The following is a 15890-nucleotide window of genomic DNA, read 5'->3' as shown; positions in this document are numbered from 1 at the left end:
TTTTATGCATCCCTCTGTTATCAACTGAGTCTGCTATGGATTACTTCACCCTTTTTGGCCTGCCGCCCGCTTTTGAGATTGATGCGGCACAGCTCACCACTCGTTTTCAGGCGCTGCAGCGTCAGTTCCATCCCGATCGCTTCGCCGCACAGCCGGAGCGTGAACGTCTCCAGGCTTTACAGCAGGCCGCGACCATCAACCAGGGCTATCAGGCGCTGCGTCAGCCGTTGCCACGCGCGGAATATCTGCTGTCGCTGCACGGTTTCGATATCAATAACGAACAGCATACGATGCGCGATACCGCTTTTCTGATGGAGCAGCTGGAGCTGCGCGAAGAGCTGGATGCGATTGAACAGGCGCCGGACGCCGAAGCGAAACTGCAGGACTTTATGCAGCGGCTGGCCGTTATGACGCAGCAGCGCAGCCAGCAGATGCAGCAGCAGCTGGCCGCCGCACAGTGGGAGACGGCGGCGGATACGGTGCGCAAGTTGCGTTTTCTCGCTAAACTGCGCAGCCAGACAGAACAGCTGGAAGAGAAGCTGCTCGATTTCTAACCGGGAAAACTAACATGGCGTTATTACAAATTAGTGAGCCGGGCCTGAGCGCGGCCCCGCACCAGCGTCGTCTGGCCGTGGGGATCGATCTGGGCACCACGAACTCTTTGGTTGCCACCGTGCGCAGCGGACAGGCAGAAACCCTGCCCGATGCGCAGGGTCGTCATCTTTTGCCTTCGGTAGTGCAGTATCAGGCGCAGCAACATGTGGTGGGATGGGAAGCGCGCCAGCAGGCGGCGGCCGATCCGGTTAATACCATCAGTTCGGTGAAGCGGTTGATGGGCCGATCGCTGGCCGATATTCAACAGCGCTATCCGCATCTACCTTATCAGTTGCAGCCCAGTGAAAATGGTCTGCCGATGATCCAGACGGCGGCAGGAAGAGTCAACCCGGTACGCGTATCTGCCGATATTCTGCAAACGCTGGCCGCACGGGCGCGTGAAAGCCTGCAGGGCGAGCTGGACGGCGTGGTGATTACCGTACCGGCCTATTTCGACGATGCGCAGCGTCAGGGCACCAAAGATGCTGCCCGCCTGGCGGGATTAGAGGTGCTGCGTCTGCTGAACGAACCGACCGCCGCAGCGATCGCCTACGGCCTTGATTCCGGCCAGGAAGGGGTGATCGCGGTCTACGACCTGGGCGGCGGCACCTTCGATATTTCTGTGCTGCGCCTGAGCCGCGGCGTATTTGAAGTGCTGGCGACCGGCGGCGACTCGGCGCTGGGCGGCGATGATTTCGATCATCTGCTGGCGGACTGGCTGCGCGAGCAGGCCGGGCTGCACGATCGTGACGATCACGGCGTACAGCGTCAGCTGCTGGACAAGGCCATTGCCGCCAAAATCGCCCTGAGTACAGACGACAGCACGGTCGTGACGTTGGGCAATTGGCAGGGCACGGTGACGCGTGCTGATTTTGACCACCTGATCGCCGGGCTGGTGAAGCGTACGCTGCTCTCCTGCCGTCGGGCATTGAAAGATGCGGGGGTTACGCCGGAAGAGGTGCTGGAAGTGGTGATGGTCGGCGGCTCGACGCGCGTCCCGCTGGTGCGTGAAAAGGTCGGCGAGTTTTTTGGCCGCCAGCCGTTAACCGCCATCGATCCGGATAAAGTGGTGGCTATCGGCGCCGCGATTCAGGCCGATATTCTGGTCGGCAACAAGCCGGACAGCGATATGCTGCTGCTGGATGTGATCCCGCTCTCGCTGGGGCTGGAAACCATGGGCGGGCTGGTGGAGAAAGTCATTCCGCGCAACACCACCATTCCGGTGGCGCGTGCGCAGGACTTTACCACCTTTAAGGATGGCCAAACGGCGATGAGCATTCATGTGCTGCAGGGCGAGCGTGAGCTGGTGGCCGATTGCCGTTCGCTGGCGCGTTTCGCGCTGCGCAATATTCCAGCGCTGCCGGCGGGCGGCGCGCATATTCGCGTGACCTTCCAGGTGGATGCGGATGGCTTGCTGAGCGTGACGGCGATGGAGAAATCGACCGGCGTAGAGGCCTCCATTCAGGTTAAGCCTTCCTATGGACTGACCGAAAACGAAATCGCCAGTATGATCACCGACTCAATGGCCTATGCGCAGCAGGATGTGGCGGCGCGTAAGCTGGCCGAGCAAAAGGTAGAAGGCCTGCGGGTGCTGGAAAGCCTGGCCGGCGCGCTGGCGGAAGATGCCGCGCTGCTGAGCGCGGATGAGTTGCAGAAGATTCAACAGGCGCAGCGGCAGCTGCAGGAAACCCTCCGCGCCGACGAGGCGGATGCCATCAGCGCGGCGGTAAAACAATTAGATAAAGTAACCCAGGATTTTGCCGCTCGTCGAATGGACAACTCTGTCCGTCGCGCGCTGGCGGGGCATTCTGTGGATGAGGTTTGATCAATGCCGAAGATTGTCTTTTTACCCCATCAGGACCTGCTGCCGGAAGGCGGCGTATTTGACGCCGCTCAGGGCGAAACCATTCTTGACGTCGCGCTGCGTAACGGCATTGAGCTTGAACATGCCTGTGAAAAATCCTGTGCCTGCACCACCTGCCACTGCATCGTGCGGGAAGGCTTCGACTCACTGCCGGAAAGCAGCGAAGATGAAGATGACATGCTGGATAAGGCCTGGGGGCTGGAGCCGGAAAGCCGTCTTAGCTGCCAGGCGCGCGTAACGGATGAGGATCTGGTGGTGGAAATTCCACGCTATACCATCAACCATGCGCGCGAACATTAATCATGACGCGGGTCGGCCTAAAGCCGGCCCGTTTTCGTCTGAGGAGTCATTGTGGGACTGAAATGGACCAACAGCCGTGAAATCGGCGAAGCCTTGTACGATGCTTATCCAGATACCGACCCAAAAACGGTACGCTTCACCGATATGCATCAATGGATTTGTCAGCTGGAAGGGTTTGATGATAATCCTGATGCATCCAGTGAAAAAATTCTCGAAGCGATACTGCTGGTTTGGCTGGATGAGTTTGAGTAATTCCGGCAGCTTCCATTCTCGCTTCAGATAAATATAAAGGGAACCTGGTTATGACCACTGAAAAGATGAATATCGCGCTGTCGACCACGGCAGCGGATGCACGCTGGGGCGAAAAAGCGATCCTCAGCAGCAATGAACAAGGGATGACGATTCACCTGACCGGTGGCGATGCGCTGGCTACCATTCAGCGCGCGGCGCGTAAGATTGACGGCCAGGGCATTCGCCAGGTGACGTTAAGCGGCGACGGCTGGGATCTGGAGAAAAGCTGGGCGTTTTGGCAGGGCTATCGCGGGCCGAAAGGTGAGCGCAGCGTGGACTGGGCGCCGCTTAGCGACAGCGATCGCGAGGAGCTGGAGCGTCGCCTGAATATTATCGACTGGGTGCGCAACGTTATTAACCAGCCGGCGGAAGAGCTGGGCCCGGAACAGCTGGCGCGCCGCGCGGTCGATTTGATCAGCAAGTATGCCGGCGATGCGGTGAGCTACCGTATTACCAAAGGCGAAGATCTACGCGAGCAGAACTATATGGGGCTGCATACCGTCGGCCGCGGCTCATCGCGCAGTCCGGTGCTGCTGGCGCTGGATTATAATCCGGGCGGCGATGAAAACACGCCGGTCTACGCCTGTTTAGTGGGCAAAGGCATTACCTTTGATACCGGCGGCTACAGCCTGAAACAAAGCGCCTTTATGGATTCCATGAAATCCGATATGGGCGGCGCAGCCACCGTCACCGGCGCGTTAGGGCTGGCGATTGCGCGCGGTTTGAAGAAACGCGTAAAACTTTATCTCTGCTGTGCGGATAACATGGTCAGCGGCAACGCTTTCCGTCTGGGCGATATTATTCGTTATCGCAATGGCAAAACCGTTGAGGTGATGAATACCGATGCGGAAGGACGTCTGGTTCTGGCGGACGGCCTGATTGACGCCAGCCAGCAGCAGCCGGAGCTGTTGATTGATGCCGCGACGCTGACCGGCGCCGCTAAAACCGCGCTGGGCAACGATTATCATGCGCTGTTTACCTTTGACGATGCGCTGGCGCAGGAACTGTTAAACAGCGCCGCCAGCGAAAACGAAGCGTTCTGGCGTCTGCCGCTGGCAGAGTTCCACCGTACGCATCTCTCATCCAACTTTGCCGATCTGAATAATATTGCCGGTGCGGCCCACACCGCCGGCGCCAGCACAGCCGCGGCGTTCCTGTCGCATTTTGTCAGCAACTATCAGCAGGGCTGGCTGCATATTGACTGCTCCGCCACCTATCGCAAAGGCGCGGTTGAACAGTGGGCGGCCGGTGCCACCGGGCTTGGCGTGCGTACCATCGCCAGGCTGCTGCTGAAATAAGCGCCAGGGGCCAGCTTTATTCTGGCCCCGTTAAACAAGACAAAGAGCATGAATCACATGGAAACCAATCCGAACGCACGTCTGGAAAAAGTGTTGGAGCTGGCGGCAACCGAGCCTGCGCATCGGCCAGAATTTTTTACGCGGCTGATGGAAGCCAGCGTGTGGGTGCCGGGCAGCAGCACCGGCGAACAGCTGGATGCCAGCACGCCGGTAGAGCTTCAGCACTGGGAAAAGGAAGATGGCACCAGCGTTATTCCTTTCTTTACCTCGGAAGCGGCGATGGCGGAAGCGACGGAAGGCGAGCAGTCTTACGTTATGCTGCCGGTACGCACGCTGTTTGAGATGACCCAGGGCGAGACGCTATTTCTTAATCCCAAACTGCCGGCGGGAAAAGAGTTTTCCCCGCGCGAAATCGCCCATCTGCTGGGTGAAGAGGGCGATGCGCTAAGCCAGCAAACGGTGCTGGAGGGCGGTACGCCGCTGCTGTTATCTGAAGTTGCCGAGCCGCCTGCGCAGATGATCGATTCTCTAACTCAGCTGTTAAGCAAATATAAGCAGGTACGCCGGGCCTTTATCGCGCATATCAAGGAGCAGGCGGACGATCGGCCTAATCTGTTGATTGCCATCGAGGCGGATGAGGATATTGATAACATCATTCGCGCGGTGGGGGCGGTAGCGACCGATACCCTGCTGGATGATGAGCCGGTAGATATTTGCCAGATCGTTGAAGGCGAGAAGGGCATCAGCCACTTCTTTACGGCACATATTACGCCGTTCTATGAGCGGCGCTGGGGCAGCTTCCTGCGTGAGTTCAAAGGCGGCCAGCGAATTATCTAAGCGGGCTGCGCTCAGGCGCCGCGCACACCAATAGCGCAAGGTTCGTTAATGTTTAAAGGGTCGGCTACCGACCCTTTTGTATTGTGAACAGGGTTTATCTGCAGACGCCAACGCTTTTTTTGCTCAGGGCGCTATCGTCCGGATGCAGGCAATTTTCTCTGCTCAGCGCGCTAATGCCCGGATACAAACGCTTTTCTCTGCTCAGAACGCCAATGCCCGATCCCAGGCAAAGCATCAGCGCTTAATGCGCGTTGGCGATGGGCAGATCGTCGCGGCTACCCCATTCGCTCCATGAGCCGTCATACAGCTTCACATCTTTAATACCCAGCGCCGTTAACGCCAGGATAGCCACCACCGCCGTGACGCCGGATCCGCAGCTGGTCACAATAGGCTGAGTTAAATCCACTCCGTGGCGCTGGAAGACCGCACGCAGTTCCGCCTCCGGCTTCAGTTGGCCATCAACCACCAGTTCGCCCCACGGTACATTCAGGCTGCCGGGAATATGCCCGCGCCGCAGGCCGGGACGTGGCTCGTCAACTTCGCCAGTGAAGCGATTGGCCGGACGCGCATCAATCAGCTGTGCGCCGCCTTCATGGCTGATCAACAAGACATCCGTTACGCTTTTCACTAATTGCGTATCGTAACGCGCCTCAAATTCCGCTTCCGGCAGCTGCACCTCGCCGGTTTGCAGGGCATAGCCCGCCTGTTTCCAGCCTGCCAGGCCGCCCGCCAGTAGCGAAACCCGCTCAACGCCGAACGCGCGCAGCATCCACCAGGCGCGCGGCGCGGAAAACAGATTGCCTTCGTCATACACCACCAAGTGTTTTCCACTGTCGATGCCCTGCTCGCGCATGGCGACGGCAAAAGTTTCCGCGCGCGGCATCATATGCGGATAAGGGCTGTTGCGATCGGAAAGCCGCTCAATATCAAAAAAAGGCGCGTTAGGCAGGTGTCCTGCAGCATATTCTGCATGCATATCCCGCAGATGTTCCTGACCGGCGGGGGCCATACGCGCGTCGATAATCTGCAAATCTGCATCGTTTTGATGTTCGGCTAACCACTGAGCGGTTACAAAGAGAGCGGATATCATAACAACCTCAATATTCACTGATGTGCTGTGAGTGTCGACGATCTCGCAGCCCAGCTCAAGGCCCAATCTGTGATGCTGCGGGCAGGATTGCAGAATCGGAAAAGAGGCAGCAGAAAGCGTCATGTTTTCCCGATCGTTACATTTATTTTGCGGTGCTGGCCGCAATAAATAGCCTGTGCGATGAGAAATGCTTGCCAGCATTTCTGAATGGCGCAATAACGTGTCCCGCAGGAAATTAATTAGGGTTGTTAATTTTTTCCGCGGTTCAGGCGATAATGCCGCTCTGATTTTATAAGGCTTTTTGGCCATGGAGTAGATATGTCCGGATTAGGATATAAAGCAGGCGCCGCCTTGCTGCTGTCGCTGATGCTGCTGAGCGGCTGCGATGATAATAAACAGGACGTGCCGCCGCAGGCCGCCGCCCGCCAACCGGCTGCGGCGAAGAGCAGCCCGCCACCCCTTAGCGCTGAACAGCGGGCCGCGCAGCAGGCGCGCGAGCGGGGCAAGCCGCTGCAGGTTATCGATATGTCGGAAGTGCAGCTCGACGGCGCCAGCACGCTGCTGGTGACCTTTTCCGTTTCATTGAATGAGCAACAGGATTTTAGCCAGTACGCGCATATCGCCGACAGTAAAAGCGGCGTTCTGGAAGGCGGCTGGGAGCTTTCACCCAATCGAAAAGAGCTGCGTTTTCGCCATCTGGAGCCGGCAAGAGAACTGAAGGTGCGCATTGATAGCGGGCTAAAAGCCGCTAATGGCGCCACGCTGGAAAAGCAGGCGGAACAGACGCTAACCACGCGAGATATTCAGCCGATGGTCGGGTTCGCCAGCCGCGGCTCGCTGCTGCCGACGCGCATCACCACCGGGCTGCCGGTGATGGCGCTGAATGTTAATCAGGTGGATGTCGATTTCTTCCGTATCAAAACCGCCTCCCTCCCGGCCTTTATTGCCGACTGGCAATATGGCAATAGCCTGCAAACCTGGCAGTCCGAGTCGCTGCTGCAAAAGGCGGAGCTGGTCTATACCGGACGATTCGATCTTAATCCGACGCGCAATACGCGCGAGCAGCTTCAGCTGCCGCTGGGCGATATTAAGCCGCTGTCGCAGCCGGGCGTCTACCTGGCCGTCATGAAACAGGCGGGCACCTACAGCTACACCAACGCCGCCACGCTGTTTACGCTCAGTGATATCGGCCTCTCGCTGCATCAATTCCCGCAGCGAATCGATCTGTTCAGCCAGCGGTTGGAGGATGGCGCAGCGCTGGATGGCGTAACGCTGACCATGCTGGATGAGAAAGGGCATACATTAAGCCAGGCCGCTACCGATCAACAGGGGCACGCGACGCTGCCCTGGCAGAGCAAAGCAAAATTGATCCTGGCAACGAAAAACGATCAAACTTCGCTGCTCGATCTTAGCCGCCCGGCGCTGGATCTGGCGGAGTTCGCCGTGACCGGGCCGGAGGGCTATGACAAACAGCTGTTTATTTTCGGACCGCGCGATCTTTATCGTCCCGGCGAGACACTGATTGCCAACGCGTTGCTACGTGACGCAGATGGCAAACCATTGCCGCCGCAGCCGGTAAAGCTGGAGATAGTCAAACCGGACGGTGATACGGCGCGTACCCTGACCTGGCAGCCAGAAAACGGTCTGTGGCAGCTGCGTTACCCGCTACCGAAGGATGCACCGACCGGACGCTGGATGCTGCGCGTGGATGCGAGCGATGGCCGCCCACGTCAGTGGCCGTTCAATGTAGAAGATTTTATGCCGGAGCGTATGGCGCTCAGCCTGACAGCCAGCGACCGGCCCATTACGCCTGCCAGCGATGTGAATTTTCATGCCAGCGGGCGTTATCTGTACGGCGCGCCCGCTACCGGCAATCGCCTGCAGGGACAACTGTTCTTGCGTCCCGATCGCGAGGCGGTGAAAACGCTGCCTGGCTATCAGTTCGGCGATATTAACGAACAGGGCCTGAAGCGTAATCTGGATGAAATTGACCTGACGCTGGATCAGCAGGGAGAAATTTCGGTTGCCGCGCCGACTTCATGGCAGGAGATACATTCGCCAGCCCAGTTGATTCTGCAGGCCAGCCTGTTGGAAAGCGGCGGGCGTCCGGTTACGCGACGCGTTAGCCAGGCGATCTGGCCTGCCGACGTGTTGCCGGGCATCCGTCCACTGTTCGCCAGTAAAGAGGTCTACGATTACCGCAACGATACCACTCTCATCCAGCCGGTTGTCGATGAGAACAGTAACGCGGCGTTCAGTATCGTGCTGGCGAATGCGCGCGGCGAGAAAATGACCGGCCAGCCGGTTGAGGTGCGTCTGATCCGCGAGCGGCGTGACTATTACTGGAGTTTCGCTGAAGGCGAGGGCTGGCAGTCACGCTATGAGCAAAAAGATCTGGTGGAAGAGACGCGTGAAATAACGCTAAGCGAACAGGGCGAAGCCAGGGTGGCTTTTCCGGTGGAGTGGGGCGCATATCGCATCGAAGCGGTAGCGCCCAATAGCGATCTGCGCAGCAGCGTACGCTTCTGGGCCGGCTACAGCTGGCAGGATAACACCGACAGCACCGGCGCGGTGCGCCCCGATCAGGTAAAACTAAAGCTGGACAAAGCCAACTATCAGCCCGGAGAAAGGGCGATGGTGCAGATAGAAGCGCCCGCCGCAGGTAAAGGTTATCTGCTGGTGGAGTCGAGCAACGGTCCGCTCTGGTGGCAAACGGTCGATGTGCCAGCCGGGGGAACCACGGTAGCGGTTCCGATTGATAAGGCCTGGCGTCGCCACGATCTTTACTTCAGCGCGCTGGTGATTCGTCCTGGTGATAAGGCACAGGGCGTTACGCCGAAACGCGCCGTGGGGATTTTACATTTACCGATGCAGGATACCGCGCGCCGGTTGGATCTGACGCTAACGGCGCCGCAAAAAATACGGCCGAATCAAAATCTGACGGTAAAGGTGAAAGCTTCCAGCGCAGGCGGCGAGCTGCCGAAACAGGTCAAGGTGCTGGTGTCAGCCGTTGATAGCGGCGTGTTGAGCATTACCGATTATAAAACCCCCGATCCTTATGTCGCCTTCTTTGGTCGTAAGCGCTATAACGCCGATCAGTATGATGTCTACGGGCATCTTATCGAAGGGCAGGGCAGGCTGGCCGCGTTGCGCTTTGGCGGGGATGGTGACGAAGGCGATCCGCTCAAGCGCGGCGGACAACAGCCGGTTAATCACGTCAATATCCTTGCGACGCAGCTACAGCCGGTAACGCTGGATGCCAACGGCGAAGGTACAATTAATCTACCGATACCGGAATTTAACGGAGAGGTGCGGCTGATGGCTCAGGCCTGGAGCGACGATCGCTTCGGCCAGGGCGAAAGTAAAGTGGTGGTCGCCGCGCCGTTGATTACCCAGCTGGCGACGCCACGTTTTTTGGCCGGCGGCGACAGCAGCCGACTGGCGCTGGATATCACGAACCTGACGGAGCAGCCGCAAACGCTGCAGGTTGATCTGCAGGCCAGCGGTCTTGTCACGCTGGAGGACCCTTCACCGCGTCAGCTGCGGCTGCGTCCGGGTCAGCGCACCACGCTGTACGTGCCGGTCAACGCCGCGATGGGCTATGGCGAGGGCAGCATCGACGCCATTATTAGCGGGGTGGAAATCCCTGGCGAAACCGTGACGCCTGCTAAAGGACACTGGAGCCTTGGCGTGCGTCCCGCCTGGCCGGCAGAAACACGCAGTTTTAACGCCGTTATCCGCCCCGACCTGCCGTGGCAGATACCTGCCGAAATGTTCAGTGGGCTGGTGCCGGCCACGGTACAGAGCCAGCTGGCGCTCAGCGGCCGTCCGCCGCTCAATATCGCGCGTTATATCAGCGAGCTTTACGCCTGGCCCTACGGCTGCCTGGAACAAACCATCAGCGGCCTGTGGCCTTCGCTCTATACCAATCATGCCGAGCTAACGGCATTAGGAATCAAAAGCGGTAGCGATAGCGAGCGACGCGCGGCGATTGATACCGGGCTCGATCGTATCGGTCAGATGCAGCGCTATAACGGCGGCTTTGGTTTGTGGGGTAAAGAGAGCGCCGAAGAGTTCTGGCTTACTGCTTACGCGATGGATTTCCTCACCCGCGCAGGCGAGCAGGGCTATAGCCTGGATAACGCGGTGCTGAAGAAAGGCAATGAGCGCCTGCTGCGCTATCTGCAGGATGGCAGCCAGATTGAGGTTTATTACAGCAACGATGCTGCCGCGACGCGTTTCAACGTGCAGTCTTACGCCGCGCTGGTATTGGCGCGTCAGCAGAAAGCGCCGCTGGGGGCGCTGCGTGCGCTGTATGAACAGCGCGCGCAGGCCAAATCGGGGCTGGCGCTGGTACAACTGAGTGTAGCGCTCAAGCTGATGGGCGATACGCCGCGCGCCAACGCGCTGCTGAAGCAGGGCGTAAATAGCGTGCGTCCGGCTCATCTTTACTGGCTGGAGGATTACGGCAGCCCGCTGCGCGACAGCGCGCAAATCCTGACGCTGCTACGCGAATATCAGCTGTTGCCGGAGGTTCAGGACACATTAATCATTGCTCTGGCGCAACAGCTGAACGGCAAACAGTGGCTGTCGACGCAGGAAAACAATGCGCTGTTTCTTGCGGGACGCGCGCTGGAGCAGGATGAAGACGCGGCGTGGCAGGTCAGCCTTAATGGGCAGGCACAGCCGCTCAGCGGTAACAAAACCCGCATTCTGCCGCTAAGCGAATCTCAGCTCGCCGCAGGCATAACGGTTAACAATGCTGGCGACGCGCCGGTTTATGGTCGACTGGATGTGGTCGGCTACGCACAGACGCCGCCGCCAGCCGCCAGCCATAACCTGAAGGTGCGTCGCGAATATTTCGATCTAAACGGCAAACCGCTGGCTCTGGATGCGCTGGAGAGCGGGCAGCTGGTGCTGGTGCATCTCACCGTCTCTGCCGCCGATCGCATACCGGACGCGCTGGTAACCGATCTGCTTCCCGCCGGACTGGAGCTGGAGAATCAAAACCTGGCCAATAGCAGCGCCAGCCTGAGCGAAAGCGCGGCAAATGTGCAGGAGCTGATGAATGATATGCAACAGGTGAGCATCAAACATATCGAGTTTCGCGACGATCGTTTTGTTGCGGCTATTGATGTGGATAGCTACCGGCCCGCCGAACTGCTCTATTTGGCGCGGGCGGTTACGCCGGGCAACTATCAGGTTCCGGCGCCGCAGGTGGAATCGATGTATGTACCGCAGTGGCGTGCAACCGGTGAAACGCCGGCGCGTCTGACGGTTCGCTAACCGAGCGCCCGGGTAACACCGGGCGTTATTTTTATGACATCTCTTTTACGTTCCGTAAAAATTCTGTTGTTAAGTCTGCTGCTTCTGCTGGCCCTGCTGTGGCTGGTAGATCGCTTATTTCCTTTACCGTTGCAGCAGGTTGCGCCTGCCCGCGTGGTGGTGGCGCAAGACGGCACGCCGCTGTGGCGCTTCGCCGATAAAAATGGCATTTGGCGTTATCCGGTCACGCCGGAAGAAGTTTCGCCCTGGTATTTGCAGGCGCTGCTGACCTATGAAGATCGCTGGTTCTGGCATCATCCCGGTATCAATCCTTTCGCGCTGCTGCGTGCCGCCTGGCAGGATTTACGCGGCGGGGAAATCATTTCCGGCGGCAGTACCCTCACTATGCAGGTCGCGCGGCTGATCGATCCGCAACCGCGGAACTTTACCGGCAAGTTGCATCAGGCATGGCGCGCGTTGCAGCTGGAGTGGCATCTCTCCAAACGAGAGATATTAACGCTTTACCTGAACCGTGCGCCCTTTGGCGGGACGCTGGAAGGGGTAGGCGCAGCCAGCTGGAGTTGGCTGGGCAAGCCGCCTGCGGCGCTCACTCGCGGCGAAGCGGCGCTGTTAGCGGTATTGCCTCAGGCTCCCAGCCGTTTACGACCGGATCGCTGGCCGGAACGGGCGCAGGCGGCGCGTGATAAAGTCCTGTTGCGTCTGGCTGAGTATGGCGTTTGGCCACAAGCGACCGTTGAGGAGATCATGCAGGAGTCGGTCTGGCTGGCGCCGCGCCAGATGCCGCAGCTGGCGCCGTTGCTGGCGCGTCGGGTCGTGTCGCTGTCAACGCAAGCCAAAATCACCACCACGATTAACGCCTCGCTACAGCGGCAGATCGAAGCATTAGCGCAGGGCTGGAAAGGATCCTTGCCGCCGCGAACCTCCATGGCGGTACTGGTGGTGGATCACACCACCATGCAGGTTCGCGCATGGATGGGCTCGGTCGATCTTGATGATCAAAGCCGTTTCGGCCATGTCGATATGATCGGCAGCGTGCGATCGCCGGGATCGGTGCTGAAGCCCTTTTTATATGGGCTGGCGCTGGATGATGGCCTGATTGCCGCTGAATCACTGCTACAGGATGTGCCGCGCCGTTTCGGGGATTATCGCCCCGGTAACTTTGATACAGGTTTTCATGGCCCGGTCAGCGCCAGCGAAGCGCTGGTTCGATCGTTGAATTTACCGGCGGTGCAGCTGCTGGAAGCTTATGGCCCGAAACGTCTGACTGCGGCGCTGCGTAATGCCGGGCTGACGCTGCATTTTCCCGCGGCGGCAGAGCCTAATCTGTCGCTGATCCTCGGCGGCACCGGCGCGCGGATGGAAGAGGTGGTGGCGGCATACAGCGCTTTCGCCCGCCATGGTCAGGCGGCCCGTTTGCGCTTACTGGCACAGGACCCCTTAATTGAACGGCCTTTGCTGTCGCCGGGTGCCGCCTGGATTGTACGGCGTATCCTGGCAGGCGAAGCGCAGCCTCAGCCTGACGCCACGCTGCCCGCAGTAGTGCCGTTGGCCTGGAAAACCGGCACCAGCTATGGTTATCGCGATGCCTGGGCTATCGGTATTAATGCGCGTTATTTGATTGGCGTCTGGGTCGGGCGTCCTGACGGCACGCCGGTCGCGGGCCAGTACGGGGCGGCAAGCGCCATTCCGGTGCTTAACCAACTGCATCATTTGCTAATGGCGTCGCCGCAGCTGCGTGGACATATGTTGCCCGCCGATCCGCGTCCGGCCAGCGTTAGCGCGCTGACATTATGCTGGCCGGGCGGGCAGCCGTTGCCCGCCGGCGATAGCAGTTGCCGTCAGCGGCGCCAAAGCTGGATATTAAACGGCACCACGCCTCCCACTCTGCTCGCTGACGGGCAGGAAGGGCTGTTCGGCCTGCAGCAAACCGTCTGGCTCAATTCGCAAGGCGAGCGGGTCGCCGCAGACTGTAGTGGAGCACAGGCGCAGCGGGTGGCGCTTTGGCCGCTGCCGCTGGAGCCATGGCTGCAGCCCGGCGAGCGGCGAGCGCAGCGTTTGCCGAGCGTCTCGGCCCATTGCCCGCCGACGATGGAAAACAACGCGCCGCCTCTGCTGCTAACCGGCATTCGGGATGGGCAGATTCTGCATCGCCTGCCGGGAAAATCTGAATTAACGCTTAGCGTCACGGCGCAGGGAGGCCATGGCGAAGAGCGTTGGTGGTTTCTTAATGGCGAAGTGCTGAGCGCTGCCGACGGCGGTCTGACGCAGCGGCTGGTTTTTAATCGTGCCGGACGATATCAACTCAGCGTACTGGATAATGCCGGTCAGGTCGCCGCCGCATCTTTCACCGTGGAATAAATTACGGTAGGGTCAGAATGGGCATTAATGAAGCAGCAACGCGAAAAGGATCATACTTTTTCCATAAATTGCTGAATCTAAGATAGGCAAGCTGGCTCTGCGCCCCTATAATCGGCGCCGTTTTCACAGGCCGGTATCAATATATTCACAACCGGCTTAACCTGGAAGTTAAGACAGAGGTCAAAATGACAGTAGAACGTACCTTTTCCATCGTAAAACCGAACGCGGTGGCAAAAAACGTAATTGGTGCAATTTATAACCGTTTCGAAGCCGCAGGTTTCAAAATTGTTGCTGCAAAAATGCTGCACCTGACCAAGGAGCAGGCGGAAGGTTTTTATGCCGAGCATAAAGGCAAACCTTTCTTCGACGGTCTGGTTGAGTTCATGACCTCCGGTCCGATCGTAGTTTCCGTACTGGAAGGCGAAAACGCCGTTCAGCGTCACCGTGACCTGATGGGCGCAACCAACCCGGCTAACGCGCTGGCGGGTACGCTGCGTGCTGATTACGCTGACAGCTTCACTGAAAACGCCACCCACGGCTCTGACTCTCAGGAGTCTGCCGCACGTGAAATCGCGTTCTTCTTCGGTGAAAACGAGATTTGCCCGCGTACCCGTTAATCACGGATGCGCCTGACCGCACAATGACAGTTACAAATTAATTGTCAGGTTAACCGGTCATGCAATAGCTTCAGGCCAGAGTTATTTGTACAATAATGCGCCCTCATGAGTTTACTCAGCGAGGGCGCTTCTTTTTCTATCCCTAACCAGGGCCATAACGTGTAATAACGAGGCCAGAGAACATTATGTCCGAACACATTGTGACGCCGTCGTCCGCATCTCCCGTTGTTGTTTCCCCAAAAAGCGAAAAAATCAATCTGCTCGATCTTAATCGTCAGCAGATGCGCGAATTTTTTCTTTCTCTCGGCGAGAAACCCTTCCGTGCCGATCAGGTTATGAAATGGATGTATCACTACTGCTGTGATGATTTCGATGAAATGACCGACATCAATAAGGTACTGCGCAACAAGCTTAAGCAGCTCACTGAAATCCGCGCGCCGGAAGTGGCTGAAGAGAAACGCTCTGCCGACGGCACCATCAAATGGGCTATCCGCGTTGGCGATCAGCTGGTGGAAACGGTTTATATCCCGGAAGACGACCGCGCTACGCTGTGCGTTTCTTCCCAGGTGGGTTGCGCACTGGAATGTAAATTCTGTTCAACCGCACAGCAAGGTTTTAACCGCAACCTGCGCGTTTCTGAAATTATTGGCCAGGTATGGCGTGCTGCAAAAATTATCGGCGCCGCTAAAGTCACCGGCCAGCGTCCGATTACTAACGTCGTCATGATGGGCATGGGTGAGCCGCTGCTTAACCTGAATAATGTCGTCCCGGCAATGGAAATTATGCTGGATGATTTCGGCTTTGGTCTTTCCAAACGCCGCGTGACGCTCTCTACCTCAGGCGTAGTGCCGGCGCTGGATAAGCTGGGTGATGTTATCGACGTCGCGCTGGCGATTTCGCTGCATGCGCCGAACGACACCATTCGCGACGAGATCGTCCCGATCAATAAAAAATATAACATTGAAACTTTCCTTGGCGCGGTACGCCGTTACCTGGAAAAATCCAATGCTAATCAGGGTCGCGTTACGATTGAATATGTCATGCTGGATCACATTAACGACAGCACCGACAACGCGCATGAACTGGCTGAACTGCTGAAGGATACTCCCTGCAAGATCAACCTGATCCCATGGAACCCCTTCCCGGGCGCGCCTTACGGCCGCAGCTCAAATAGCCGCGTCGATCGCTTTGCGAAAGTGCTGATGAGCTATGGTTTCACCACCATCGTACGTAAAACGCGCGGCGACGATATCGATGCCGCTTGTGGTCAGCTGGCGGGTGATGTGATTGACCGTACCAAGCGAACCCTGCGCAAGAAAATGGCGGGTGAACAAATATCTGTGAAGGCGCTCTGA

Annotated in this window: 11 protein-coding genes; 10 read left to right on the top strand and 1 reads right to left on the bottom strand. The window is 58.2% G+C overall.

Translation table 11 applies throughout. The annotated features are described in order from the left end of the window. Window positions 1–35: 35 nt before the first annotated feature. The 6 genes from hscB to sseB are packed head-to-tail and all read left to right on the top strand — an operon-like array spanning window position 36 to window position 5184. A complete protein-coding gene (gene hscB / locus K6958_RS15170) occupies window positions 36–554 on the top strand; it encodes a co-chaperone HscB (RefSeq protein WP_249891911.1) in 519 nt (172 codons plus the stop codon). A gap of 14 nt (window positions 555–568) precedes the next feature. Continuing rightward, on the top strand, window positions 569–2419 hold the full coding sequence (hscA, locus tag K6958_RS15165) for a Fe-S protein assembly chaperone HscA (RefSeq protein WP_249891910.1): 1851 nt from the start codon (window positions 569–571) through the stop codon (window positions 2417–2419). A 3-nt stretch (window positions 2420–2422) separates the two neighbouring features. Beyond that, on the top strand, window positions 2423–2758 hold the full coding sequence (gene fdx, locus K6958_RS15160; protein ID WP_249891909.1) for an ISC system 2Fe-2S type ferredoxin: 336 nt from the start codon (window positions 2423–2425) through the stop codon (window positions 2756–2758). 51 nt (window positions 2759–2809) lie between these two features. After that, window positions 2810–3010 (top strand): Fe-S cluster assembly protein IscX, encoded by a 201-nt coding sequence (gene iscX, locus K6958_RS15155; protein WP_249891908.1) that lies wholly within the window; start codon window positions 2810–2812, stop codon window positions 3008–3010. 50 nt (window positions 3011–3060) lie between these two features. Then, complete coding sequence (gene pepB, locus K6958_RS15150) at window positions 3061–4347, top strand: aminopeptidase PepB (protein WP_249891907.1); 1287 nt, start codon at window positions 3061–3063, stop codon at window positions 4345–4347. Between the two features lie 57 nt (window positions 4348–4404). After that, a complete protein-coding gene (sseB, locus tag K6958_RS15145) occupies window positions 4405–5184 on the top strand; it encodes an enhanced serine sensitivity protein SseB (protein WP_434085174.1) in 780 nt (259 codons plus the stop codon). Window positions 5185–5425: 241 nt separating this feature from the next. Here the strand turns inward: sseB and sseA are convergent, their stop codons facing one another. Beyond that, on the bottom strand, window positions 5426–6274 hold the full coding sequence (gene sseA, locus K6958_RS15140; protein ID WP_249894705.1) for a 3-mercaptopyruvate sulfurtransferase: 849 nt from the start codon (window positions 6272–6274) through the stop codon (window positions 5426–5428). A 318-nt stretch (window positions 6275–6592) separates the two neighbouring features. On the opposite strand from sseA, the gene K6958_RS15135 reads away from it, so the two are divergent. The 4 genes from K6958_RS15135 (at window position 6593) to rlmN (ending at window position 15890) form a co-directional block, all read left to right on the top strand. Beyond that, window positions 6593–11560, top strand: a complete 4968-nt coding sequence (locus tag K6958_RS15135; RefSeq protein WP_434085173.1) for an alpha-2-macroglobulin family protein — start codon at window positions 6593–6595, stop codon at window positions 11558–11560. Window positions 11561–11593: 33 nt separating this feature from the next. Next, the gene (gene pbpC, locus K6958_RS15130; protein ID WP_249891905.1) at window positions 11594–13918 is read left to right on the top strand and encodes a peptidoglycan glycosyltransferase PbpC; all 2325 of its coding nucleotides are present in this window, start codon (window positions 11594–11596) and stop codon (window positions 13916–13918) included. A 185-nt stretch (window positions 13919–14103) separates the two neighbouring features. Beyond that, a complete protein-coding gene (gene ndk / locus K6958_RS15125) occupies window positions 14104–14535 on the top strand; it encodes a nucleoside-diphosphate kinase (RefSeq protein ID WP_103060076.1) in 432 nt (143 codons plus the stop codon). A gap of 185 nt (window positions 14536–14720) precedes the next feature. Further along, complete coding sequence (gene rlmN / locus K6958_RS15120) at window positions 14721–15890, top strand: dual-specificity RNA methyltransferase RlmN (protein WP_249891904.1); 1170 nt, start codon at window positions 14721–14723, stop codon at window positions 15888–15890.

The organism is Mixta hanseatica, assembly GCF_023517775.1.
GTDB lineage: Bacteria > Pseudomonadota > Gammaproteobacteria > Enterobacterales > Enterobacteriaceae > Mixta > Mixta hanseatica.
Note: the sequence above shows the minus strand (reverse complement) of the source record. Positions and strands in the feature narration are given on the sequence as shown.